Origin of the sequence: Nonomuraea corallina (genome assembly GCF_027620315.1) — a bacterium.
Taxonomy (GTDB): Bacteria; Actinomycetota; Actinomycetes; order Streptosporangiales; family Streptosporangiaceae; genus Nonomuraea; species Nonomuraea corallina.
Window position 1 is genome coordinate 1 of record NZ_JAPNNL010000075.1, and the last position, 24288, is coordinate 24288.

The following is a 24288-nucleotide window of genomic DNA, read 5'->3' on the forward strand; positions in this document are numbered from 1 at the left end:
GGACCAGGTCGACGGCGATGTTCGCCAGCACGAAGACCACTCCGATCACGAGAACCGTGCCGATCACGGCGTACAGGTCGTTCTGCAGGACCGCGGTCACCGCGTAGGCGCCGATGCCGGTCCTGCCGAAGACGGACTCGACCAGGACGGTGGAGCCGAGCATCCAGCCGAGCTGCATGCCGAGGATGGTGCTGGCGGGCACCAGCGCGTTGCGCAGCCCGTGCCGCACCACCACGCGGAACTCCGACGCGCCGGTGGCCCGGGCCAGCGCGATGTAGTCGGAGCTCAGCGCGGTGAGCATCGAGGAGCGCACGGTCCTGGCCACCACCGCCACGAACGACGCGGCGAGCGTGATCGCCGGCAGCACCAGGTGCGCGACGGCGTCGCCGAAGGCCGCCAGATCGCCGCTGAGCAGCGCGTCCACCGAGGTCATCCCGGTGATGGACGGGACCTGCCGGCCGAAGGAGAGCTGCCCCGTGAGAGGCAGCACCCTGAGTTCGGCGGCGAACAGCAGCTGCAGCATCAGGCCGAGCCAGAACACCGGCATGGCCGCGCCCAGCAGGGTGATCAGCCGGGCGGCGGCGTCCGCCGCCCGGCCGTTGCGCCAGGCCGCGTAGGTGCCCAGCGGGACCGCCACCATGACGTTGATCACCATGGCGGCGAGGACCAGCTCCACCGAGGAGGGCAGCATGGCCGCGACATCCTCCAGCACCGGGCGCTGGGTGAACACCGACGTCCCGAGATCTCCCTGGAACAGCCGTCCCATGTAGGCCAGGAACTGGTCCCACAGCGGCTGGTCCAGGCCCAGCCGGGCGGCGACGACGGCCACCTGCTCCGCCGTCGCGTTGCGCCCCGCCGCCGCCCGGGCGGGGTCGCCGGGCAGCACCTGGGTCATCAGGAACGTGACGACGGCAAGGCCGAGCAGCACGACGACGCTCGTGGTGAGCCGCCGGAGCAGCAGACGGGCCATGCGGGTGTCCCTCCTCGTGCGTCGGCTCAGCCGACCTGGACCTTGTAGACGTCCACGGTCTGGTGGTGGGCCGGCTGGTAGGTGTAGCCGGTCAGGCCCTGGCGCAGGACCGTCACGTACTGCGAGTTGGCCATGTTGAGCGAGTAGTGGTCAGCGGCGATGAGCTGCTGGGCCTTGGCGTACGCGGCGCACCGCTCGGCCTCGTCGGTCGACTGCTGGCCCTGCTCGACGAGCTTGTCCACCTCGGGGTTGTCGTAGCCGCCGCTGTTCTGGCCGTTGTTGATGAACGAGGAGTGGAACTGCACGTACAGCACCGCGTCCGGGTCCGGGTAGGCCGGGAAGCCGTAGATCATGCCCAGGTCGGGCGTGGTCTCGTTGGTCTTCAGCCGGTCCACGTACTGCGGGTAGGTGATGGCCTCGAGGTTCAGCTTGACGCCGATCTCGGACAGGTTCGACTGCAGCAGCGTGGCGGCCTGCTCCATCTCGGCGGTGGCCTTGAGGTACGTCATGGTGAGCGTGACGTCGCTCAGCCCGGCGTCGGCGAGGAGCTGCTTGGCCTTGGCCACGTCCCTGGTGGGCTGCGGGGTCGTCTCGTCGAAGCAGCTCATGCCGCCGGGCAGCGGCCCGACCGCCTTCTTGCCCGCGCCCTTGAGGATGGCGCTGATGTGCTGGTCGTAGTCGTAGGCGTAGGAGATGGCCTCACGCAGCTTCGGGTTCTCCAGCGGGGAGTCCTTCATCTTGGCGAAGACGTACAACTGCACGTTGGTGTCGGCCTTGTCGACCGTGTAGCCGGCGCCCTCCATCGAGGCCCAGTCGGTGGGGGCGATGTCCATCGCGATGTCGACGTCGCCCGAGGTCAGCGCCGTCTTCTGGGTGGCGGCCTGCGGGAGGTAGCGGAACACCACGTCCTTGGCCTGGTTGGTGAAGCCGCCCCAGTAGCCGTCGTGGCGGGTGAAGCGCGCCTCCTGGTTGGGGGTGTAGCCCGTCAGCTTGTACGGGCCGGACCCGGCGTCGTTGGAGGCCAGCCACTTCTGCCCGTCGTCGTCGCCGGCGTTGGCCGTCACGAGCTTGGAGTTGAGCAGGTAGACGCGGGTGAGCGCGGAGGCGAACGGGGCGTAGGGCCGCTTCAGCCTGATGGTCGCGTGGGTGTCGTCCACGACCTCGGTGGAGTCGTAGGCGCTCACCAGGGACGCGACGCCGATGCCGAGCCGGGCGACGCGGTCCAGGGTGTACTTCACGTCGGCGGCCGTGAGCTTGGTGCCGTCGTGGAAGGTGACGTCGTCGCGCAGCGTGACGTCGAGCGCCTTGCCGTCCTCGCTGAACGTCCACTCGGTGGCGACGGACGGCTTCAGCTCGCTGCCCTCGTACCGCAGCAGCGTGTCGTAGGCGGGGATGGCCACCTCGTCCACGGTGGAGTTGTCCGCCTGGACGGGGTCGAAGGTCGCCGGCGGCTCGTTCTCGGCGATGATCAGCGTCTGCTTGCGCGCGTCGGAGCCGGCGGAGCCGCCGGCTCCGGCCGAGCCGCCGCCCCCGCATGCCGCGAGGGCGAGGGAGGCGGCCAGGGCGGCCGCGGCCAGGCGCAGGGGACGGACCCGGCGGGGTCGCCCCGCGGACGGGGGGATGGGGTGGTGCATGGATCTTCTACCCTTCGTGAGTGCGCCGTTGCGGCGCACGCCTGCTCCCGGTCACGGCCCAGGTGCCGTGTCCCCGGCGTGTTCAGGAACCGGAGGCGGCCGATCGCGACTGCCGGGCGGGCGTGGGCCGCCACTCCCCGGAGTCCTCGACGACGACTCCGTAGACCCGTTCCGCCGCCTCGGCGCTGACGTAGCCGTCGAGCACGTCGGCCACCACGGCGGCCGGGTCGCGGTCGAGCGGGTCGCCGTAGCCGCCGCCGCCCGCCGTGCGGTTGACGAAGCGGTCCCCCGCCCGCATCGTCGCCCGGTACATGCCGACCCGCTGCTCCCGGTCGGTGCCCGGCCAGAGCACCATCTCGCTGGGCTCGGGCTCGTGGCCGCCGTCCAGCGCCCAGGGCCGGGTCTTGCTCTTCTTCTTCATGGACAGCACCTCGCCGTCGGCGAGGTAGCGGACCTGCCGCAGCACGCCGACGCCGCCGCGGAAGCGGCCCGCCCCGCAGGAGTCGGGGATCAGTTCCAGGCGCTCGTGGAACACGGTCGACTTGTGCTCCAGCACCTCGATCGGGGTGTTGCGGACCACGCTCTGCGAGGGGTGCTGCTGGGCGTTGGCGCCGTCGCGGTCCTTGCGCGCGCCCCAGCCGATGCCCTCGTTGTTGCTGATGACGAAGTCGGAGCCGGTGCGCGGGTCGTGGCCGAGCGCCATGAATCCCGGCTCGTCGCCGCCCGAGGAGGCCGGGATGCTGTCGAGCACCTGGGCCAGCGCCTTGTGTATCAGCTCGAAGGCGACGATGGCGCTCCACTGGGTGAACGTCGCCACCGGGTACTGGGCGTTGAAGAAGTTGCCCGGGTCGGCCTTGACGGACAGCGCCCGGTAGTGGCCGGCGTTGGACGGCTCGTTCGCGCTGGTCAGCTCCTTGAACGTGGCCTTGGCCAGGCTCTCGGTGGCGCCGATGGGCAGGTTCACCGGGCCCAGCACGGCGCCGTCGGAGCCGTTGAAGTCGACCTCCATGTGGTCGCCCTGGATGGTGACCTTGACTTCCATCCGGATCAGGTCGTCGGTGATGCCGTCGTCGTCGCAGTAGTCCACCGCGGTCCACGAGCCGTCGGGCAGCGCGGCGACGGCCTTGCGGGCGACCCGCTCGCCGTGCTCGATGAGCTGACGGATGGCCTGGTCCACGGTCTCGCCGCCGAACTTCTCCCACACCTGGGCCAGCCGGTTCTCGCCGGTGCGCAGGGCGGCGAGCTGGGCGTGGAAGTCGCCGATGGTCAGGTCGGGCAGCCGGGAGTTGAACCGGATCAGCTCGACGATGTCCCGCACCGGCTCGCCCCCGCTGACGATCTTCGTACCGGGGAAGATCAGTCCTTCCTGGTGCATGTCGGTCGAGTCCAGGACGTAACCGGGGGCCTTGGCGCCCAGGTCCATCCAGTGGGCGCGGACCGCCAGGTAGGCCGCGGGACCGTCGTGCCCGTCCCGGAACACCGGCGCGAACAGCATCGCGTCGTAGGAGTGCGCGCCGCTCCAGTACGGATAGTTCAGCAGGTAGACGTCACCCGGCGCGAGGTTCTCGCGGCCGACGTACTCCACGCCCTTGACGATGGCGTAGTCGTTGGCGCCCAGGAACGAGGTGATGCCGGCCGCCTCGGCGGTCAGGTCCAGGTCGGCGTTGTAGATGGAGATGCCGAAGTCCAGCACCTCGTAGATGACCGGGTTGAACGCCGCCCTGACCAGGGTGCGGCGCATCTGCTCGCCCACCGAGACCAGGTAGTTCCTGATCACCTCGACGGTGGCGCCGTCCAGCCGCTCGCCCGTGCTCATGCCTGGCCTCCCGTGATCACCAGTTGCCCGTATCGGTCGACGGTGAGCTGCTGGTCTCCGAAGATGACCGTGGTGGAGGTGCCCTCCTCCACGATGGCCGGCCCGCTCACCTCGTGGCCGGCGCCCAGGCTGCCTCGCGCGTACACCGGGAAGGCGACCGTCTCGCCCGTGGCGACGTCGAACGCGGGGCGCTCGGCGATCGGCTCAGGGGCGGCGGTGTCCGCCGGCGGCAGCTCGCGCAGTCCCGGCTTGGCCAGCCGGCCGACCGCGCGCACCCGCAGCGTGAGGATCTGGCCCGGCTCCGGCATCGCGTGGCCGTAGCGGGCCTCGTGCTGCTCGCTGAAGCGGGCCAGCACGGTGGCGGCGGTGTCGCCGGGCACCAGGTCGATGCCCAGGCTGTGCTCCTGGCCGTGGTAGCGCACGTCCAGGCGGCGGACCAGGGTGCGGTCCTCGGGCTTGACGCCCTGGGCGGACAGCACCTCCTCGCCCTGCGCCTCCAGCTCGGCGAACGCGTCCTCCAGACCGGCCAGCGTCTCGTCGCTGAGCGGGCGCAGGACCGTGGTCGCGAACTCGTACTCCAGGTCCGACATCAGCATGCCGAAGGCGGAGAAGGCCGCCGGGACCTGCGGCACGATCGTGGTGGCGATGCCCATCTCGCGGGCCAGCATGGGCGCCAGCAGCGGCCCCGCCCCGCCGAAGGCGAGCAGCGCGAACTCCCGCGGGTCCAGCGCCCGCTCCACGGTGATCTCGCGCAACGCGCCCACCGTGCGGGCCAGCAGGACCTGGAAGACGCTCGCCGCGGCCCGGGTCACGTCGACGCCGAGGGGCTCGGCCAGCTTGGCCGCCACGGCGTCGCGGGCGGCGTCCGCGTCGATCGTCATGTCGCCGTCCAGGAACCCCGACGGATCCAGGTAGCCCAGGACGAGCGCCACGTCGGTCACGGTCGGCTCGGTGCCGCCCGCGCGGTAGGCCACCGGGCCGGGCACCGCGCCGGCGCTGTGCGGGCCGACCTTCAGCAGGCCCTCGTCGATCCAGGCGATCGAGCCGCCGCCCGCGCCCACGGTGCGGATGTCGAAGATGGGGATGAGCAGCGGGAAGCCGTCGATGCCGGCCTCGTGCACCTCGCCCGGCTCGCCGTCCTCGATCACGCAGCAGTCCAGGCTGGTGCCGCCCACGTCGAACGTGATCACCTTGGCCAGGTTCTGCTCGCGGGCCAGGAAGGAGGCGCCGACGACGCCGCCCGCCGGTCCGGACAGCACCGTCATCAGCGGCGCCTGCCTGGCCAGCTCGGAGGTCATCGCGCCGCCGCCGGAGCGCATGATGTGCAGCGGGTGAGTCAGCCCGGCGTCGTTGAGCCGCGACTCCAGCGTGGCGATGTAGTCGTTCAGCACCGGCCGGATGTAGGCGTCGAGGGTGACCGTGCTGGTCCGCTCGTACTCGCGGTACTCCCGGGTGATGTCGGTGGAGGTCGAGATCGACACGTCCGGGTACGCCTCGCGCAGGATGCGCGCCGCCAGCCGCTCGTGCTCGGGGTTGGCGTAGGAGTGCAGGAAGCAGATGGCCAGCGAGCGCAGGCCGTGCTCCTCCACCAGCAGCCGCCCGGCCTCGCGGACCGCGTCCTCGTCCAGCGGCTCGATCACCGTGCCCTGGGCGTCGATGCGGCCGGGCACGCCGGTGCGGTGCCGGCGGGGGACGAGGGGCGGCGGCGGGGCGTAGGAGAAGTCGTACATGTGCTGGCCGGGCACGTTGGCGCGGGCGATCTCCAGCAGGTCGCGGAAGCCCTCGTTGGTGATGATCCCGACGTCGGCGCCGCGCCGCTGCAGGATCGCGTTCAGGCCCAGCGTGGTGCCGTGGACGAACGCCTCCACGTCGTCCAGCCGGTCGGCGAGCCCGCCGACCGCGTCCAGCACGCCGCGCGCCGGGGCGCCCGGGGTGGTGGAGGCCTTGTGCAGCCGCAGTTCGCCGGTGGTGTCGTTGTAGGAGATGGCGTCGACGAACGTGCCTCCGATGTCGACGGCGAAGCGGGTGCGGCCGGGGTCCTGGCTCACTGTGCGCCCTCCGTGGCGGGGGTCTCGGGTACGGCGGGGGTCTCGGGTACGGCGGGCAGGTCGTCGCGGACGATCCGCCCGGCCTGCATGACGAAGGCGATCCGGCGCAGCGACGACAGGTCGCTCAGCGGGTCGCGCTCGGTGACGATCAGGTCGGCGAGGTAGCCCTCCTCGACCTCACCGGCCTGTCCTTCCAGGCCGGTCAGGCGGGCCGCGTCGAGGGTGCCCGAACGCAGCGCCTGCTCGGTGCTGAGCCCGGCCTCGGCCAGGAACTCCATCTCCCGTACGGCGACCACCGTGTCCTCGATCGGCTCGCCCGGCGGGTAGTCGGTGCCGGCCAGGAACGTGATCCCGGGCTTGTCCGGGTCGTCCGGGTCGGCGACGCCGGCCGCGATGGCGGTGCGGATGCTGGCGAGGTGGCCGGGGCCGACCTCCAGTGCCCGCTCGATCTGCCAGGGGGTGAAGGAGTGCTCGGCCATCCATTCGGGGCACCGGGTCACGCACAGGGTCGGCGTCAGGTAGACCCGCTGGTCCGCCATCTGCCTGGCGGTGCCCTCGTCGAGGTCGTAGGCGTGCTCGTAGCCCCGGACCCCGGCGGCGAGCGCCTCGCGGATCGCCGAGCCCGCGCCGGCGTGCGCCGTCACGTACGTGTTGTGCTCCTCGGCGGCGCGGACCACGGCGCGCATCTCGTCGATGGTCATCTGCGCGCCGGTGAACGACTCGCCCTGGTGCGCGATGCCGCCGGTGATGAAGATCTTGATCAGGTCGGCGCCCGCGGCCAGCTCCGCGCGGGCTGCCCGCAGGAAGGCGTCGTAGCCGTCGGCGTAGGCGCAGCCGCTGCCCTGCCCGTGCCCGCCCGTCGTGGAGATCGCCCGGCCGGCGCCCACGATCCGCGGCGCCTCCACCCAGCCCTGGCCGGCGGCGGTGCGGATGAGGAGGTCGGCGCGGTTCTGCTCGTGCACCGACCGGATGGTGGTGACGCCCGCGTACAGCGCGTCGCGGGCCCGGGACAGGGCGCGCAGCGCCGTGAGGCCGGAGTCCTCCGCCTCGTCGATGTCCGAGAACGGATAGACGATCGACAGGTGGGAGTGCACCGAGATCAGACCCGGCAGCAGGTAGCGGCCGCCGAGCCGCACCGTACGCGCCCCGGGGGGCGGCGCGTCGGCGGTGATCCGTTCGATCCGCCCGTCGCGCACGACCACGTTCGTGTCACGCCGGATCGACCCGGACCGCACGTCCACGACGTGGCCGCCGGCCAGCCACACCGGCTCGGCCGCGGGCGGTCGCCCGTCTATCGATGTCACCGCTTCTCTCCTCATCTCTTCTTCTCGGGGAGGTCTTGCATGAGCCGCTCAGGGCCCAGGTCGGAGATGTCCACGGGGGGTTTCGCCCCGGTCACGAGGCAGCGCAGGGTCTCGGCCCACAGGGGGGCGAAGGTGAACGCGTAGGTGCCGCCCGCGACGAGGAACCCGGGGCTGCCCGGCACCTCGCCGATCACCGGCATCTCGTCGGGGGTGGCCGCGAGCGGTCCGGCCCAGGCCCGCAGCAGTCTCAGCCGGCGGACGAACGGCAGGATCCGCACGGCGAGCGCCATGTTGCCCACCATGCTGTCCACGCCCGCGTCGCTGCGGCCGTCGAGGTCCAGCCGCCGGGCCGGCCAGCCGCCGCCCACCAGCAGGTTACCCGCGCTGACCTGCTTGACCGACAGGCCCTCGCCGATGTGCTGGACCAGGTGCGGCAGCCCGTCGGAGGAGCGCACGGTGGCGTGCATCTGGATCGCCACCGGGGACATGTCGAGCCTGACCCCGGCCAGCGCGGCGATCCGGTGCAGCCACGGCCCGGCCACGTCGATCACCACCGGCGCCCGCACCTCCCGCGTCCGGGCCGTCACCCGCCAGGCGCCGCCGTCGCGGGTGATTCCCGTCACAGGCGCGAACGGCACCAGTTCGGCGCCGTGCCGCACCGCGTCGGCCAGGTAGGCCGGGGTGACCTTCAGCGGGTTGGCGTAGCCGTCGTGGCGGCACCAGGTGGCGGCGGCGACGGTCGGCCCGAGCTGGGGCAGCGCCTCGCGGGCCGCGTCGCCGTCGAGGATCTCGGTCGTGATCCCCACCGCGTTCTCCCAGGCCTGCTTCTCGTGCAGCTCCCGTACCTGCTCGGGGGTCTCGGCGACGGTGAAGCCGCCGCTGCGGCGCAGCTCGACCGAGGCGTCGAGGTCGTCCTCGACGTCCTCCCACAGGTCGCTCGCGGCGCGCTGCAGCGGCGCGAACCGCGCGCTGTCCAGGGGGACGGCCTGGCCGGGCCGGCGGGTGTGCACCGCCTGCACGTGCAGGTTGCCCGCGGTGGTGCCCGAGCCCTCCCGGCCGGGCGCGCCGCGTTCCAGCACCACGACCCGGTGGCCGTCGCGGGCGAGCCGGCTGGCCGCCGACGCGCCGAGCACGCCGGCGCCGATGATCACCACGTCCGCCGTCGTCATGCCGGCCCCCCTTCTCCGGCCATCTCCAGCAGCGTGGCCACCGCCACGGGCCGGACCGGGAGGCGGGAGGGGAAGACGTCGGAGGAGGTACGGGCCACCGCGGAGACGGCGAAGCCGCACTCGCGGCCCTGGCACGGCCCCATGCCCGCGCGGGTCCACGCCTTGGTGGCGTTGACGTCGCCGGCGGCGGTCCCGGCGGTCCGGCGGACCTCGCCGGCGGTGATCGCCTCGCAGCGGCAGAGCGTGGCGGTGTCCGGCAGCGTGGGGCGCAGCAGCCTGGCCAGGTCGGCCGGGGTTGGGTAGAGCGCGTCGGTCAGGCTCTTGAACCGTTCCAGACGGCGGCCGTCGGCCGCGAGCCCGCGCAGCTCGCCGGCGCGGGGGCGGTGTCCCTCGCGGCCGAGGATGTCGAGCGCGGCGGACAGGCCCCGGACCGCCGCGGTGGGCGCGCCGCCGATGCCCGCCGCCTCGCCGATGACGTACACGTCGGCGCGCGAGGAACGGCCGGAGGGGGTGAGGACCGGTGTCGCGTCCCCGGTCGCGGGGTCGGTGCGGACCGCGCAGCCGAGCATCCTGGCCAGGTCGGCCTGGGGGCGGAAGCCGTACCCGACGCAGAGCGCGTCCACGGCGACCGTGCGCACCGGGCGCGCCGGGGCGCTCGCGGCGGCCAGCGTCACGGAGGTGACGCGGTCGCGCCCGTCGGCGCGCACGACCACGGTGTCCTGCCAGATCGGCACCCGCGCCCGCGCCAGGCGCGCGGCGTACCCGGCCAGCTCGCGCAGCCGGGCGGGATGCCGTACGGCGCCGAGCGCGCGCAGGCTGGGCCGGTACGGCCGGCCGGCCTCGGCGATCCCGGCGACCGTGACGCCGAGGGCCAGCAGCGAGCAGGCGACCGGCAGCAGGAACGGTCCAGAGCCGGCCAGCACGACGCGCTCGCCGACCGGCGTGTGGTCGGCGGCGGCCAGGTGCTGGGCGAAGCCGGGGGTGGTCACGCCGGGCAGCTGCCAGCCGGGGAAGGGGAAGGGCCGCTCGTACGCGCCGGTGGCGACGATCAGATAGCGGCCGCGCAGGCGCACGGGGCGCTCGGCGGGGTCGGAGACGAGCAGGGTGCGCCCGTCGTCGTCGACGCCCCAGACCAGGTGGCCGGTCCGGCACTCGACGCCCGCCGCCCGCACGGCGTCGATCAGACGCCGGCCTTCCGGGCGGTGGTCGCCCCAGACGCGGGCGACCTCGGGGGCCGGGCGCCGGAAGTACTGGCCGCCCAGCTCCGGCTGCTCGTCGACGACCGTGACGCTCAGTCCGGCCGCCGCCAGCCGGCGCGCGGCGGCGAGGCCGGCGGGGCCGCCTCCGACGATCACGACGTCCCGCTCCTCCGGAAGGCTCACGACCCCTCCCCCGCGCCGGCCGTGCGGACGCTCATGCCGGGACGGACGGGGGTCAGGCAGGCCCGCACGCCGGGGCGGCCGTCGACCATGACCTCGCATTCGAGGCAGACCCCCATGCCGCAGAACGGGCCGCGCGGCTCTTCGCTGACCGGGTTGCGGCGGAAGGTCCAGGTGCGGTCGCCGACGAGCGCGGCCGCCAGGCTGACGCCCTCGACGACGCTCACCGGCCGGCCGTTCACCTCGATCGTGACCGTGCGCGCCCGGCTCGCCGCGGTGACCGGGGCCTCGGCGCTCACTCCCGGGCTCCCTCTGCCTCGGGAGCCGCCTGGAGAGCCGCCTGGAGAGCCGCCTTGAGTCCGGACTCCGTCAGGACGGCGTCGATCGCCCGCAGCGTCGTCTCGTCCTCGATCGGCAGGAGCGGCGGCCGCACGTGCCCGCCCGGCTGGCCGAGCAGGCTCATGGCGGCCTTGAGCTGGGCGATGGGGGTGCCGAACACGCCGCTGTAGTCGGGGTTGATCAGCCGGGAGGACAGCGCGGTGTAGCGGTCGGCCCACGCGCGGGCGGTCTCGCTGTCGCGCCTGGCGACGGCCTCGTAGTAGGGGACGGCGAACGGGGCGCCCATGCCGCCGCCGTCGATGTTGCCGTCGCCGCCGATCTCCATGAGCACGGCCAGGCCGCGCCGGTGCAGGAAGCTGCCGAAGACCCGCACCCGGTCGCAGACGGCCTCGACGGTGCCCAGCATGCGCAGCCAGTCGCCGGTGCTGTCCTTGATGGCGACGACGTTGTCCAGCGCCGCCAGCCGTTCGGCCAGGCCCTGGTGGGCGGAGATGTCCACGGCGACCCCGCGCGGCCAGTTGTAGACCATGAAGGGCAGCGGGGTGGCGGAGCTGATGCGATCGTAGTAGTCGACGATCTCGTCCGGACCCGGGTGCACGTACGGCGGGGGCGTGGCGAGCACGCCGTCGGCGCCGGCGGTGGCCGCGTGGCGGGCCAGGCCGATCGCCTCGTCGGGGGTGTAGGCGGTGATGCCGGCGATCACGGGGTAGCGCCCGGCCACCTCGTCCACCGCGATCTCGACGACCCGGCGGCGCTCGTCCGGGGTCTGGCTGAACCACTCGCCGGTGCTCCCGTTGACCAGGACCCCGTGCACCCCCTGCTCGGCGTAGAGGCGCAGGAGCGCGCGCCAGGCCTCCTCGTCGAGGAGCCCGTCTGCGGTGAAGGGAGTAGGGGCGGCCGGCCAGTAGCCGTGCCAGGTGACGTCGTCGCGGTCCATGCGGTTCTCGACCTCTAGTGGGTTGGATTGGGATCGATTGCACAAGGTTGTAGCATTCCCACGATTCCGGTCAAGGGAGAAAACGGATTTTTACTCACGAAATCTCCCTGTTACATCGACTGATCGGCGATCATCTGAGATGATCCCGATGCATAATGGGATCGATCCCAGAGATCCATGTCAGGCAGGGGAGGACGATGCGGATCGGACTGAAGGAGGTCGCCGCGGAGGCCGGAGTGTCCCGCAGCACCGCCTCACGCGCCCTCAGCGGCTCCCCGCTGATCTCCGCCGAGACCCGCGCGGCCGTCGAGCAGGCGGCGGCCCGGCTCAACTACCAGCCCAACCGGCTGGCCGGCGCGCTGCGCTCACGGCACTCCCACCTGGTGGGCCTGGTGCTCAACAACCTCATCAACGCGTCCTTCCACACCATCGCCGAGGTGGTCCAGCGCCGCGCCGCCGACGAGGGCTACCAGGTGCTGCTGGGCATCACCGGCGCCGATCCGGCGCGGGAGAAGACGTTCCTGCGCACCCTCGCCGAGCACGGCGTGGACGGCCTCATCGTGATCGGCACCGGCAAGAACGGCGCGACCACCAACGCCCTGCTCGCCGACGGCACGGGCGTGGTCAACGTGATACGACGACCGGCCGACAGCGCCGCCCCGTCCGTGCTCGCCGCCGACCGGGAGGGAGCCCACGCCGCCACCGCCCACCTGCTCGACCTCGGCCACGAGCGCATCGGCTTCATCGGCGGCGAGCTGACGGCCGACTCGGGCCGCGAACGCTTCGCCGGGTACGAGCAGGCGCTGCGCGAGCGCGGCCTGGAGGCGGACGAGTCACTGATCGAGCGCGGCCCCTTCGCCCCCGACTTCGGCACCGAGGCCATCAACCGGCTGCTGCGGCGCGAGCCGCGCATGACGGCGCTGTTCGCCGCCAACCACGAGGCCGTGTTCGGCATCCTGCCCACGCTGGCGAGCACGGGCGTCTCCGTCCCCAGCGACCTGTCGCTGGTGTGCCACGAGGACATCTCGTGGCTGCGCCACTGGTCCCCCGCGATCACGGTGGTCGACAACGGCGCCAGAGAACTGGGCGAGCTGGCCATGAACCTCTTGCTGCAGCAGATGAAGCACGCCGGCGGACCCCAGGACGGCGCGCAGGAGACGCGCAACGGCCGGGCCTACCGGGTGGGCGCCCAGCTCGTCATCCGCGACTCCACCGCTCCCCCGCGTCCTCGGTGATCCATCGCCACAGGTCGTCGGGGCCGCGCTCGATGAAGACGCGGCCCAGCCGCCCGGCCCACCAGCGGGCGGTGCCGAACTCGTCGCGCCAGGCCCACAGCCGCCGGGTGGCCAGGTGCAGCGGGTGCTCGCGGGTGATCCCCATCGCCGCGTGCGCCTGGTGGGCGACGCGAGCGCCCTCGGTCGCGGCCCGGGCGGTGACGACACGCGCCGCGGCGACCCTCGCCCAGGCGTCGGCGTGCCCTTCGGCCAGCGCCGCGGTGGCGCGCCGCACGGCGACGCGGGCGGACTCGGCCTCGGAGGCCAGGGCCGCCACCAGGCTCGCCACGGCCTGGAACGCGATCAGCGGCCTGCCGAACTGCTCGCGCACCGTCACGTGCGCGACGGTCCGGTCGAGGGCGGTGAGCAGGGCGCCGGTCAGGGCGGCGGCCCGCAGCAGCGACGCCTCGGCGAGCAGGTCCCCCGGCCCGCCGAGCGAGGCGGCGGGGGTCCCGTCCAGGCGCAGGGTGTCACGTGGCTCGCCCGCCAGGTTCGCTCCCTCGACCCAGCTCAGCCCCGCCGCGCCGGCGCGGACCTCCGCGAGCTGCTGAGCCCCCGAGTCGAGGGTGGCCGGCACCACCACCCGCCCGGCGTGCCTGCCCCAGGGCACCTTCGTGACGGTCCCGTACAGCCGGCCGCCGGCGGAGAACCGGACGCCCTCGCCACGCCGGGGCAGAGCCACGGTCGCGACCCCACTCCCGACCCGGCTCCCCGCACCCCCCGCGTCGTGCCCGGCCTCGCGCCCGGCGTCCTGCTTGGCGTCGTGTCCGGCGTCGTCCCCGGCGCTGTGCCCGGCCGCGGCCAGGGCGCGCCTGGCCAGGACGGTCTCGGCGAGCGGGACGGACACGTGATGCCGGCCGAGCCCTTCGACGATCGTCACGACGTCGCCCAGGTCGCCGCCCTCGCCGCCGTGCGCCTCGTCGACGCCGACGGCCGTCCAGCCGAGCTCCCGCACGGTGTCCCAGATCCCGGGCAGGTCGTCGCCCGGCTCGCCGCCGTGGCCTGCCAGGACCTGGTCGACCACCGCGCCCAGGTCGGAGGTGTCCCGCCGCCTGCCCCCGGCGACGGCGCCGCGGGAGATGACGGTCCGCAGCACCTCGGTGGTGCCGCCGCGGATGGTGAACCCGGGCGCGGCCAGGATGCCCTGAGCCAGGAGTCCTTCGGCGCCCGCCGCGCCGGGATCGACCTCGGTGTCGAGCAGGGCCCTGGCCAGCTCGACGACGTCGCGTTCGAGCGTGGTGCCGAGGTCCTTCAGCATGGCCGCCTCGTGGACCGGCGCCCGGCCCTCGTCCATCGCGCCGGCGACGTCGAACGCCATCGCGCGCAGCGTCGCCAGCCTGGCCAGCACCTCGCCGGTCCGTTCAGCCGTCCCGTCGCCGGCCCCCTCGCCGGTCCGTGGAGCCGCCCCGTCGCCGGCCCCCTCGTCGGCCCTGTCGCCGGCCCCGTCATCGGCCCGGCCGATCCCGCTCACCGCCTCGATCGCGGCGGTGAGCAGCGGGTACGTGCTCAGCACCCGCTCGATGCCGCCGCGCTCCAGCGCGAGCTGCTCGGTGACCTGCTTCCACCCGTTCCCGACGGTCCCGAGCACGTGCTCGTCGGGGACGAAGACGGCGTCGAAGGTGACCTCGTTGAAGTGGTGCTCACCGGCCAGGTCGTGGATCGGCCGCACGTCGACGCCGGGCGCGGCCATGTCGACGATGAACTCGGTGAGCCCTTCGTGCTTCTTGTCCCCCTTGCCGGTACGGGCGAGCACGTAGGCGTGCGTCGACCGGTGCGCCTGGCTGGTCCAGATCTTCCTGCCGGTGACGAGCCAGCCGCCTTCGGCCCGGGTCGCCGCGGTGCGGACCGAGGCCAGGTCGGAGCCCGCGTCGGGCTCACTCATGCCGAGGCAGAAGGTGACCTCGCCGGACGCGATGGCGGGCAGGAACCTCGCCTTGGCGGCGTCGCTGCCGTGCCGCACGATGGACGGCCCGATCTGGCGGTCCGCGATCCAGTGCGCGGCGACGGGCGCGCCGGCCCGCAGCAGTTCCTCCGTCACGACGAGCCGGGTCAGCGCCGAACCGCCGCCACCGCCGTACTCGGCCGGCCAGGAGATCCCGATCAGGCCGCGCGCGGCCATGGCCCGGGTGAAGTCCAGGTCGTAGCCGCGCAGCCAGGCGTCGCACGAGGGCGAGAACCTGCCCTCCCGCGCCCACGCGCCGACGAGCTCACGGGTGGTCCTTCGCGCTGCCGCGAGTTCCCTGCTGTCCATGTCGGTACCCCTCCGTCCCGGCGAACGCTCGTCCCGCCACCTGATAGCCGAGTTCCGCGGCACCCGCCGGCGCGGGCGCGCCGGATGAGCTCGCGGCCCACGACGGATAGCCGGAGGCAGGCGGTCAGTCCTCGGCCGAGGTGGTCACCTTGTCGGCGGCCGGCGCCTTGATGGACACCTTGGCGCCCCACCCGGTGAACCGGCTGTCGATCGTGATCGTCTTGCCTTCGTGCAGGTTGGTGTCGAACACGCCCGTGGCCGCGTACGACGACGTCACCCTGCTCACCAGCCCGGCGGAGTTCAGGGTGAGCGTGTAGGAGACCTTCGTGTCGTCGTGCATGCGCAGCGGGATCGAGGCGTCGAACCAGGGTGACACCTTCTCCAGTTCCCTGAAGGTGATCTTCCCGGTGAGCTTGCCGCCCCGCAGCCTGCCCTTCTTCACCAGCGCCGACAGGGTCTTCGGCTCGACGGGGTTGATGACCTGGCCGTAGAAGCCGCTGCCGCCGCCGAACAGGCCCCCGCTCTTGAGCCAGGACTTGCCCGCCGGCAGGCGTTCCTGCCACATGCCGCCCGAGGTGTAGCTGACCTTGCCGATGCTGATCGTGCGCTCGCGGGGGCGGTGCCTGGCGGTGGCGGTGATGTCGGAGGCCGCCACGCCCTTGGCGTTGAACTGGAACGTCCCCTTGCGGCTCTGGATCTTGGTTTTCCCGTCGCCCACCAGCGTGGTCGTCTCGGTGAACCGCACGCCGTGGCCGGGGGCGAGCTCGCTCTTGAGCGCTCGTACGGGGTCCTTGGGCGCGGCCTGGGCGGGCACGGCTCCCGCCAGCAGACAGCCGCAGGCCACCAGCGCCGTGATCACGACTTTCCTCATGCACCGTGAGCCTGCAGCATCATGATCACGATCAGGGCACGGCCGGGGATCGGGGTGGGGTCAGGAGGTGGCGCGTCCGCCCCCGATGCCGAGCGACCTCAGCCCGATGCCGGCGGCCCGTGCGGGAACCCTCCCCCAGCGGGACGGTGGGGCCCATGACGCAGGCCGAGTCGACCCCCGGCGCCGCCGTCAGCTCACCGCCTGTCTCACCAGCGCGCCGATCCTGGCCTCCACCTCGGGCGTCACCTCGGTCAGGGCGAACGCGGCCGGCCACATCGCCCCGTCGTCCAGGTTCGCCCGGTCGCTGAAACCGAGGGTCGCGTAACGCGTCCTGAACTTCTCCGCACGCTGGAAGTGACAGACGATCTTGCCGTCCAGCGTGTACGCGGGCATCCCGTACCAGCCACTCCGGCCGGTACGCACGAGCTGGTCGAGGCGCTGGGAGCGGCCGCCGAGGCGGGGATCGGCGCCGGCGACCTGCCGGGCGCCCGCCGCTGGGCGCGGCGGCTCGCGGACCATCCCCTGCTGGCGGAGGTCGGCCACCGCGCCACGGGCCGGCTTCTGGTGGCCGACGCGCTGGCGGGCGACGCCGAGGCGGTCCTCACCGGCGGCGTACGGTTCCTCGACGCGTGGCAGGCAGCCGGCAGCCCCGTCAGGTCCGTCCTCGGCCCACCGGCGGCCGCGGTGGCGATGATCCACGGCCTGCGCGACGACCGGGACTCCCGGCGGGCGGTGCTGGACCGGCTCGACGACTCACCCGGCCGGACCGGAGGCTACGGGGCGGTCTTCGACGCGATGCTCCTGCTGCACCGCGGGCAGGCGGCGCGGGCGCTGGAGCGGCTGGCGCCCGAACCGGGCGAGGTGGGGCAGTGGGTCACCTGGATCTGGCTGCACTGGTACGTGGTGCTGCGCGCCGAGGCCGCCGTGCTGGCCGGCAGCCCGGACGCCCGTGACCGGCTGGCCGTGGCCAGGGCCGTGGTGGCGGGATAGCCGCGGGTCCCGCTTCGCGCCGCTGCCCGTACGTGGTCCATCACCGGAACGGGGACGGGCTCACGGGGTCACGCCGCGCCCCGGGCGATGCTCGCCGCCGGGCGGGGACCGGCGGTGCGCATGCGCAGGCGCAGCCGGGCGGCGCCGCGGACGCGTTCCACGCTGACCTCGTCGCACAGGGTGCGGACCAGGAGCAGCCCGGCGCCGCCCCCGTGGTCGAGGTCCGGCACGGTGGCCAGGTGCGCCTCGGTCAGGGCCCCGGCGGCGTCGACGACCTCCAGGCTCACCCCGGAGGCGTCGCGCGAGGCGATCAGGGTGCCCCGGCCGCCGCCGTGACGCAGCACGTTGGTGGCCGCCTCATGGGCGGCGATCGCCAGGTCCTGGAGCCTCTGCCCGCGCAGGCCGGCTCCCGCGCCGAAGGCGTGGACCCGCGCCCGCAGCACCGCGAGATCTGAGGTGATCGGCCACTGCGAACGGAACCCGGGAAACATGAGTCTTCACTGCCTTCCGCCACCGGCTGGATCAGCCGTCCAACGACAAACCTTCCTGGGGCCGGCCGGCTGAGGATCAACCGGCTGGGGATAAGAGGTACTGCCCGGAATACGCGGCTCTACGCCCCCGCCCGCCGCGCGGACCAACGGCGGTGCGGCTCAGGGACTTCCGGCCCTATGGCGCGCCTTCTCCACGAGGTCCGATGAAGGTAACCGATAAGGAGAACCGCTGATGCGTACGACTGTCGCGGACGTGATGACGACCGAGGTCGTCTCCGTCACCGCCCCCACCCCGTTCAAGGACATCGCCGAGGCGCTCATCACCGGCGGCATCAGCGCCGTCCCGGTCGTGGACGACGACAGGCGCGTGATCGGCATGGTGTCCGAGGCCGACCTCCTCCGCAAGGAGGAGTTCCGTGAGCAGTTCTACCGCGAGGGCTACCGCCCGCCGCTGCGCGCCCGGCTGCGCAATCCCAAGGGCAGGCAGAAGGCCGAGGGTGACACCGCCGCCGAGCTCATGACCAGCCCCGCCGTCGTCGTGTCCCCCCAGGCGTCGGCGGTCGAGGCCGCCCGGTTGATGGACGCCCACGACGTCAAGCGGCTGGCCGTCGTCGACCCCGAAGGCCGGCTGGTGGGCATCGTCAGCCGCCGCGACCTGGTCAAGCTGTTCCTGCGCGGCGACGCGGAGATCACCGCCGAGGTCCGCGACGACATCCTCGACCGCGCGCTGTGGGTGGAGACCTCCGGCGTGCAGGTGGAGGTCGACCAGGGCGTCGTGACCCTGTCCGGCTGGATGGAGCGCCGCTCCGAGGCCGCCATCGCCGTCCGCATGACGCGCCGGGTCAACGGCGTGGTCGACGTGGTCGACAAGCTCACCTGGAAGATCGACGACTCCACCTGGGAAGGCGCCTAGCCATGCTCGTGCGCGAGGTCATGAGCAGTCCGGCGGTCACCGTCCGCCGCACCGATCCGGTGCGGCGGGCCGTCCGGGTCCTGCACGGCCACGACATCACCGCCGCCCCCGTCGTCGACGAGGCGGGTCGTCTCGTCGGCGTCGTCAGCGAACTCGACCTGCTGCGCGGGGAGTTCGGGCCGGATCCCCGCGCCACCGTGACCCCCGTCCCGGAACCGGGCGGGCCGCCGCCGCACCGGGTGATGGAGGTCATGAGCGGTGACGTCGTCACGGTCACCGAGACCACCGACGTCACCACCGCCATCGACCTCATGGTCGGCAAGCGGGTCAAGAGCCTGCCCGTGCTGCGCGGCGCGGAGATCGTCGGCATGGTCAGCCGCCGCGACCTCATGGCCATGCTCGCCCGTCCCGACGACGAACTGCGCGCGGCGGTGCTGGACGCCCTGCGCGAGCAGTATCCCTCCGGCCCGAGCTGGGACGTCACCGTCCACGACGGCGTGGCCGAGCTCAGCGGGCCGCCCCAGGAGCACGCCGACCACATCGCCGGCCTGCTCGCCCGTACCGTGCCCGGCGTCGTCCGGGTCAAGCACACCAGGAGAGCGCCATGATCACCCTCGTCGAGAACGTCATGACCACCGACGTGGCCGCCGTCAACCAGAAGGCCTCCTTCCACACGGTGGCCGAGCTGCTCATCAGCCAGGGCGTCAGCGGCGTGCCGGTCGTGGACGACGACGACCACGTGCTGGGCGTCGTCTCCGAGGCCGACCTGCTGGCCAAGGAGGAGTTCAAGCAGCGCTACTACGGCGACGCCTACCGGCCGCCGCTGCGCGCCCGCATCCGGCACAGCGCCGGCAGCGAGGGCAGCGGCTACCGCAAGTCCCTCGGCGAGACCGCCGGGGACCTGATGACCAGCCCGGCCCACGTCACCACCCCGGAGACGCCGGTGGTGTCCGCCGCGCGCCTGATGGACCGCTACGGCGTCAAGCGCCTGCCCGTGACCGACTCCGCCGGACGCCTGGTCGGCATCGTCAGCCGCCGCGACCTGATCAAGGTGTTCCTGCACGCGGACCAGGACATCGAGCAGCACGTACGCGAGACCATCCGGGCCGAGTCCCGCGGCGTGGACGTCGCCGTCACCGACGGCGTGGTCACCCTGACCGGCACCGTGCCCGAGCACAGCCAGGCCATCATCGCCGTCCGCCTGGCCGAGAACCTCGACGGCGTCGTCGCCGTGCACGACAAGCTCGAATGGAAGCGCGACGACATCGTCGACGTGCCCATCTGGGGCGGCGCGTGACCGCGTACAGCGGAGGCGGCGCGGGACGGGAGCGTCGTCCCGGCCCGCGCCGCTGACGGCTCACATCGGGCCGGCGACGAGCCGCCCGGAAATCCGCAGCGTACGCTCCAGCTGTACGTGACGCGGATCCGCTCGTCGCTGGGCGGCGAGGTGATCAGCTGCCGCCGGAGCCGTCCGGCGGGGCCAGGTGGTCCTGCAGCTCCCGGTGCCGGAACTGGTACGTGGCGCCGCTGACGCGCAGCAGCCGGGCCTCGCAGGCCCAGTCGAGGAAGGCCCACAACCGCAGCGGCAGCAGCCCGCGCGCCGCCGCGACGCCCAGCCCGATCATGGTACGGGCCCAGGCGGTCGCGCCGAAGGCCAGTCCGAACGTCACCCCGCCGACGAGCGCGCACAGCAGCGACCTGAGGACGCCGTGGTGCAGAACGAACACCAGGAAGGCGGCGACCGCGCCGACGAGGCCGAAGGCCAGCCCGATCACGGCGTTGCGGCGCAGGGCCTCCCGGGGGTGGGCCAGCTCCGCGTCCTTGCTCCAGCCCCCGGTGGCGATCGTGAAGGCGATCCCCAGCGCGAAGGCGAGAGCGAACGCCCCGGCGAACCCCACGGCCAGAGGCAGCGGCCCGGCGCCGGCCAGCCGCAGCGGCGGCAGCGCGGTGAGCGCCCCGCACAGGCCGAAGCCCAGCAGGGAGAGCGGTTCGGCGCGGATCGCCTCGGCCACGGTCATCCGCTCGGCGCCGTGCCGGCCGGCCGCCGTCAGCCCGATGACCGCGCCCAGCACCAGCCCTCCGGCGCCCCCGGCGGCGACCGCGAAGCCGGGACCGAAGACCCTCCCGCCGGTCAGCGCGAGCCCGGCCAGGCCGCCCAGCACGCCGACGACCGCGCCCGCCGACGCGCCCAGCAGTCCTCCGGCGAACCGCCTCCGGCGGGGCACCCGGGTCCGCCCACCGGCGGCGGCCGGCCAGCGCGCCAGCGACAGCGTGGTGGCCAGGGCCACCCAGCCCGCCACGAGCACCAGGGCGAGCGGTTCTTCCGGGTCGCCGGCCGCCGACCCCGTACGGAACGTCAGCATCGCGACGACCGCGAAGAGCACACCGCACAGGCCGTGCAGCGCCCGGACCCGGCGCCGGCCGCCGATCGGCCACAGCAGGTGAGGGACCAGGTCGATCGCCGTCAGGCCGGGCGGCCGGTCCGTCCCGCCGCGGGCCTGCTCCCGCAGGCAGGCCGCCAGGCACGCGAGCCACGCCCGCACCTGGGCCGGTTCGTACGGCGTGCCGTGGGAGCAGGCGGCGCTGGAACGGGGCGCGAGGTCCGTCGCCGCCGGCACATACGCCTCCAGCAGCCTCCCCGCGATCACCGCCGCCCCCGCACCGTCACCGCCCTCCGCCCCGAACCCCCCAGCCGGCCCACCCTCAGACCGACCATCACCGAACACCTCAGCGGAACCGTCACCGGACCGCCCCACATCGAACGACCCGACCGGGCCACTCCCAGGCGCAGACGGACCCACGCCGTGCGACGCAGCCGGGTCGCCCCCAGCCCGCCCCGCGCCGTGCGACGCAGCCGGGTCGCCGTCGGGTGGATCCACGTGGAGCAGTTCGGCCGGGTCGCCACCGGACTCCACCGCCGTCACCAGCAGCAGCAGCCGCCACGGTGTGCCGAGCGCGGCGTGCACGGCCCTGCCTGCCGGTCCGGACAGCGCCGCGTGGACGACGTCGCGGCACGCGGCGCGGGGATGGCCGTCCGGCCAGCGGGCGCGCAGGTAGGCGGCGATCTGCCCGGCGTCCAGGTTGTGCAGCCTGATGACGGCGGCGTCGTCCAGCCCGGCGGCGGCCTCGCACAGCTCGGCGTGGCGGTCGGCGCGGCAGGTCACGACGACCGCGCCGGGCCGCCGCCCGGTGTGGTCGCTGTAGCGGTTGAGCTCGGTCAGCAGCCCGATCGCCCGGCGCGGCGGGCCCGTCGGCGGCTCCGGGTCCAGCTCGTCCAGCCCGTCCACCACCGGCAGCACCCGGCGGTCGCGCACCAGCCGCTGCGCGTCCCCGGCCGTGAGCCCGAACTCCCGGGTGAGCTGCTCGGCCAGCCAGGGTTCGAACGGCCTGCCGAGGGTCCATCGGGCGGCGTTGAGGCGCACCGGAACCGGCTGGTCACGGCCGGGCGCCTCACCGGCGGACAGCACCGGCTCCAGCAGTCGCAGCACCAGTTCGATCGCGAGCACGGTCTTGCCCGCCCCCGACTCCCCCACGACCAGCAGGCGGCGCGGGCGCAGGCCGGCGAAGAACCTGCCGATCTCGTGCAGGTCGTGCTCGGCCCGGCCGGCCCCGTACGGGCCGAAGCTCACCGGCGCGAGGGTGTAGCCGCCGAGCAGCCCCTTGCGCGACCTGTCCTCCTCCCGGAGTACGCGCCGCGCGAGCAGCGCGGCGGCCGGATCGGGCGGCGAAGCAACGGCCGCCTCCCCTGCGGCCTGACCCCCGACAGGCTGATCGCCGGCGACCTGACTCCCGGCGGGCGCCGGCGGATCGGGGGCGGCGCGCTCGGCCAGGGCCGCTCGGGCGGCACGCCAGCGTTCGAGCTCGCCCGGGACCAGCTCGGGCGGATGGTCGCAGTAGTGGAAGCACGCGGTGACGAAGGCCCGGACGAAATCCCACCGCGGCAGCCTGTCGGCCTGGCGCAGCACGTGCGAGGTGGTGCTTCTCGGCAGCGCGTCGACCTTGGTCCCGTCCGGGGTCGCCGTCTGGCCGCCGAGGGCGCGCAGTCTGCTCAGCGACGGCTCGCCCGCCCACTGCCGGAGCCGGACGAGCGCGCGCACGAAGTCCGCCGCGTCCGTGGCTTCCGCGGGGTCGGGTGGACGGGGACGGTCACCGGCCATCCGGGCCCCACCGACGACCAGGTGAACCGCGCGTCGCCGCGCCTCGTGGACAACGCCGTCCTCCCCGCTCGCCCATGACGCTCATTCTGACCGCCCGTGAGCGAGCACTTCAATCGCAATACCTCGGTGGGGCCGGGCGTCCGATTCCGTCCCATGTCGTCCCGCCGGTGGCTGGGACAACGTGGACGCGGTTTCGATGGTCCTGTCCGTCCGGACCGACCAGGAGGACGAGATCGAACGGGGGTGTCGGGATCGTGGGGGATCCCTGTGCCGGGCCTTCCTTGGGGACGTTGCTGAGGGGATGGCGCACGCGTGCGCTGCTGACCCAGGAGCAGCTCGCCGAACGGGCCGGGCTCAACGTCAGAACCGTGCGCCGCATGGAGGGCGACGCGATCTCGAGGCCGCGGGCCGCGTCCATCGTGCTGCTGGCGGAGGCGCTGGAGCTGAGCGACGCGGAGCGGGCGAGGCTGAGCTCCGTCGCCCGCGGCCTGCCCGCCGGGGCCGGCCACCCGGCGGTGACCGTGCCCCACCGCCCGCCCGCCGGGGCCGGCGGTCTGGAGGCGGTGACCGTGTGCCGGCAACTGCCCGCCGACGTCGCCGCGCTGGTGGGCCGGGATCGTGAACTGGGGGTCCTGGCGGACCGGCCCGCGTCGCCGTCCGCGCCGGTCGCCTGCGTCAGCGGCATGGCCGGGGTCGGCAAGACGGCGCTGGCCGTGCACGCCGCCCACCGGCTGGCGCCGCTGTTCCCCGACGGCCAGCTCTTCGTGGACCTGCACGGCCACGCACGCGCGGCGGCGCCGGTCGAGCCGGGCACGGCCCTCGCCCGCATGCTGCGCGCGCTGGGCGTCCCGGGCGAGCGCATCCCCTGGCATCCCGACGACCGCGCCGCGCTCTACCGCAGCGTGCTGGCCGGGCGCCGGGTCCTGATCGTCCTCGACGACGCCGCCGACGAGCGCCGGCTCCATCCTCTGCTGCCCGCCGGCCCCGGATGTCACGTGATCGTCACCAGCCGTCGCCGCCTGACCTGGGACGGCGAGGCCCGCGGCGTGCCGCTGGACGTCCTGGCGGTCCCCGACGCGGTCGCCCTGTTCTCCCGGCTGGCCGGGCTGGACGCCGGCGCTCCTGAGGGCGAGCTGGCGGAGGTCGTGCGGCGTTGCGGGCTGCTCCCCCTCGCCATCCGGATCGCCGCCGCCCGGCTCCTGGCCCGGCCCGCGTGGGACGTGCGGCACCTGCTCGACCGGCTGGCCTGGGACCGGCTGACCGAGCTGGCCGACGGGCGGCACAGCGTCGCCGCCGCCCTGGACCGCTCGTACGAGCGGCTGCCCGCCGACCAGCGGCGGGCGTACCGGCTGCTGGGCACGGGCTGCCCCGCCGACTTCGGCCCCGGCACGGCCGCCGCCCTGCTGGACACGAGCACGCCGCGGGCGGGACGGCTGCTGGACCAGCTGCTAGACGTCCATCTGCTGCAGGAGACGGCCCCCTGCCGGTACCGGATGCACGACCTGGTGCACGAGCACGCGGCGGCGCTGCGGCCCGCGGACGCCGGTCCCGGCCACGGCGGGCACCCCCATCGGGCGGGGCTCAGGAGCAGAACTCCGCGACGGTGGCGGTGAGCACGGCGGTGGGGCGGTCCAGCGAGTCCAGGTCGGCGTACTCGCAGGCGGCGTGCGCGCCCTCGCCGCCGGCGCCGGCCAGGTGGTTCAGCACGGCGATCAGCTCCGCCTCGACCGTGGCGGCGTCCTCCC

20 protein-coding genes and 1 pseudogene are annotated in these 24288 nt (G+C 73.9%); 6 read left to right on the forward strand and 15 right to left on the reverse strand.

The genetic code is table 11. The features are described from left to right. The 9 genes from OUY22_RS19345 to OUY22_RS19385 all read right to left on the reverse strand — a co-directional run. On the reverse strand, window positions 1–970 hold a 970-nt coding region (locus tag OUY22_RS19345; protein ID WP_270156432.1), incomplete at its 3' end, for an ABC transporter permease. A 26-nt stretch (window positions 971–996) separates the two neighbouring features. Continuing rightward, window positions 997–2604: an ABC transporter substrate-binding protein gene (locus OUY22_RS19350; RefSeq protein ID WP_270156433.1), complete on the reverse strand. Its 1608-nt coding sequence runs from the start codon at window positions 2602–2604 to the stop codon at window positions 997–999. Between the two features lie 82 nt (window positions 2605–2686). Beyond that, window positions 2687–4420, reverse strand: a complete 1734-nt coding sequence (locus tag OUY22_RS19355) for a hydantoinase B/oxoprolinase family protein (RefSeq protein WP_270156434.1) — start codon at window positions 4418–4420, stop codon at window positions 2687–2689. Beyond that, window positions 4417–6468, reverse strand: a complete 2052-nt coding sequence (locus OUY22_RS19360) for a hydantoinase/oxoprolinase family protein (RefSeq protein WP_270156435.1) — start codon at window positions 6466–6468, stop codon at window positions 4417–4419. Before OUY22_RS19360 ends, OUY22_RS19355 begins: the two co-directional genes overlap by 4 nt. After that, window positions 6465–7772, reverse strand: a complete 1308-nt coding sequence (locus tag OUY22_RS19365; RefSeq protein WP_270156436.1) for an amidohydrolase family protein — start codon at window positions 7770–7772, stop codon at window positions 6465–6467. Before OUY22_RS19365 ends, OUY22_RS19360 begins: the two co-directional genes overlap by 4 nt. Window positions 7773–7783: 11 nt before the next feature. Next, entirely contained in the window at window positions 7784–8941 is a 1158-nt protein-coding gene (locus OUY22_RS19370; protein ID WP_270156437.1) for an NAD(P)/FAD-dependent oxidoreductase, read from the reverse strand. Further along, window positions 8938–10323, reverse strand: coding sequence for an FAD/NAD(P)-dependent oxidoreductase (locus OUY22_RS19375; RefSeq protein ID WP_270156438.1), 1386 nt, complete (start codon window positions 10321–10323; stop codon window positions 8938–8940). The genes OUY22_RS19370 and OUY22_RS19375 overlap by 4 nt, the downstream gene beginning before the upstream one ends. Then, window positions 10320–10619 (reverse strand): (2Fe-2S)-binding protein, encoded by a 300-nt coding sequence (locus tag OUY22_RS19380; protein WP_270156439.1) that lies wholly within the window; start codon window positions 10617–10619, stop codon window positions 10320–10322. Before OUY22_RS19380 ends, OUY22_RS19375 begins: the two co-directional genes overlap by 4 nt. Next, window positions 10616–11596 (reverse strand): dihydrodipicolinate synthase family protein, encoded by a 981-nt coding sequence (locus tag OUY22_RS19385; protein WP_270156440.1) that lies wholly within the window; start codon window positions 11594–11596, stop codon window positions 10616–10618. Before OUY22_RS19385 ends, OUY22_RS19380 begins: the two co-directional genes overlap by 4 nt. Before the next feature lie 197 nt (window positions 11597–11793). Here OUY22_RS19385 and OUY22_RS19390 point away from each other — a divergent pair, with 197 nt between their 5' ends. After that, window positions 11794–12831 (forward strand): LacI family DNA-binding transcriptional regulator, encoded by a 1038-nt coding sequence (locus OUY22_RS19390; protein WP_270156441.1) that lies wholly within the window; start codon window positions 11794–11796, stop codon window positions 12829–12831. Here the strand turns inward: OUY22_RS19390 and OUY22_RS19395 are convergent. From OUY22_RS19395 to OUY22_RS19405, 3 genes and pseudogenes are all read right to left on the reverse strand, one after another. Continuing rightward, complete coding sequence (locus tag OUY22_RS19395; RefSeq protein ID WP_270156442.1) at window positions 12794–15121, reverse strand: acyl-CoA dehydrogenase family protein; 2328 nt, start codon at window positions 15119–15121, stop codon at window positions 12794–12796. The genes OUY22_RS19390 and OUY22_RS19395 overlap by 38 nt on opposite strands. Window positions 15122–15245: 124 nt before the next feature. Further along, window positions 15246–15992 (reverse strand): hypothetical protein, encoded by a 747-nt coding sequence (locus OUY22_RS19400; protein ID WP_270156443.1) that lies wholly within the window; start codon window positions 15990–15992, stop codon window positions 15246–15248. 189 nt (window positions 15993–16181) lie between these two features. Then, a pseudogene (locus tag OUY22_RS19405) lies at window positions 16182–16394 on the reverse strand (hypothetical protein); the annotation flags it as partial. On the opposite strand from OUY22_RS19405, the gene OUY22_RS19410 reads away from it, so the two are divergent. Then, complete coding sequence (locus OUY22_RS19410) at window positions 16347–16982, forward strand: hypothetical protein (RefSeq protein ID WP_270156459.1); 636 nt, start codon at window positions 16347–16349, stop codon at window positions 16980–16982. The pseudogene OUY22_RS19405 and the gene OUY22_RS19410 sit on opposite strands and share 48 nt — an antisense overlap. Window positions 16983–17050: 68 nt before the next feature. Here OUY22_RS19410 and OUY22_RS19415 read toward each other — a convergent pair whose 3' ends face one another. Further along, a complete protein-coding gene (locus tag OUY22_RS19415) occupies window positions 17051–17473 on the reverse strand; it encodes an ATP-binding protein (RefSeq protein ID WP_270156444.1) in 423 nt (140 codons plus the stop codon). A 232-nt stretch (window positions 17474–17705) separates the two neighbouring features. Here OUY22_RS19415 and OUY22_RS19420 point away from each other — a divergent pair, with 232 nt between their 5' ends. From OUY22_RS19420 to OUY22_RS19430, 3 genes are read left to right on the forward strand one after another with little or no spacing between them, the layout of a single operon-like run. Next, entirely contained in the window at window positions 17706–18386 is a 681-nt protein-coding gene (locus OUY22_RS19420; protein ID WP_270156445.1) for a CBS domain-containing protein, read from the forward strand. Between the two features lie 2 nt (window positions 18387–18388). Next, window positions 18389–18994 carry a CBS domain-containing protein gene (locus OUY22_RS19425; RefSeq protein ID WP_270156446.1) on the forward strand — a complete coding sequence of 202 codons (606 nt, stop codon included), beginning with the start codon at window positions 18389–18391 and terminating at the stop codon, window positions 18992–18994. Next, a complete protein-coding gene (locus OUY22_RS19430; RefSeq protein WP_270156447.1) occupies window positions 18991–19683 on the forward strand; it encodes a CBS domain-containing protein in 693 nt (230 codons plus the stop codon). The genes OUY22_RS19425 and OUY22_RS19430 overlap by 4 nt, the downstream gene beginning before the upstream one ends. Before the next feature lie 154 nt (window positions 19684–19837). On the opposite strand, the gene OUY22_RS19435 is transcribed toward OUY22_RS19430, so the two are convergent. Then, a complete protein-coding gene (locus OUY22_RS19435) occupies window positions 19838–22543 on the reverse strand; it encodes an NACHT domain-containing protein (protein WP_270156448.1) in 2706 nt (901 codons plus the stop codon). 290 nt (window positions 22544–22833) lie between these two features. Between OUY22_RS19435 and OUY22_RS19440 the strand changes: the two genes are divergently transcribed. Next, window positions 22834–24156, forward strand: a complete 1323-nt coding sequence (locus OUY22_RS19440; RefSeq protein ID WP_270156449.1) for an ATP-binding protein — start codon at window positions 22834–22836, stop codon at window positions 24154–24156. On the opposite strand, the gene OUY22_RS19445 is transcribed toward OUY22_RS19440, so the two are convergent. Then, window positions 24125–24250 (reverse strand): hypothetical protein, encoded by a 126-nt coding sequence (locus OUY22_RS19445; protein WP_270156450.1) that lies wholly within the window; start codon window positions 24248–24250, stop codon window positions 24125–24127. The two genes, OUY22_RS19440 and OUY22_RS19445, sit on opposite strands and share 32 nt — an antisense overlap. Between the last annotated feature and the right edge of the window lie 38 nt (window positions 24251–24288).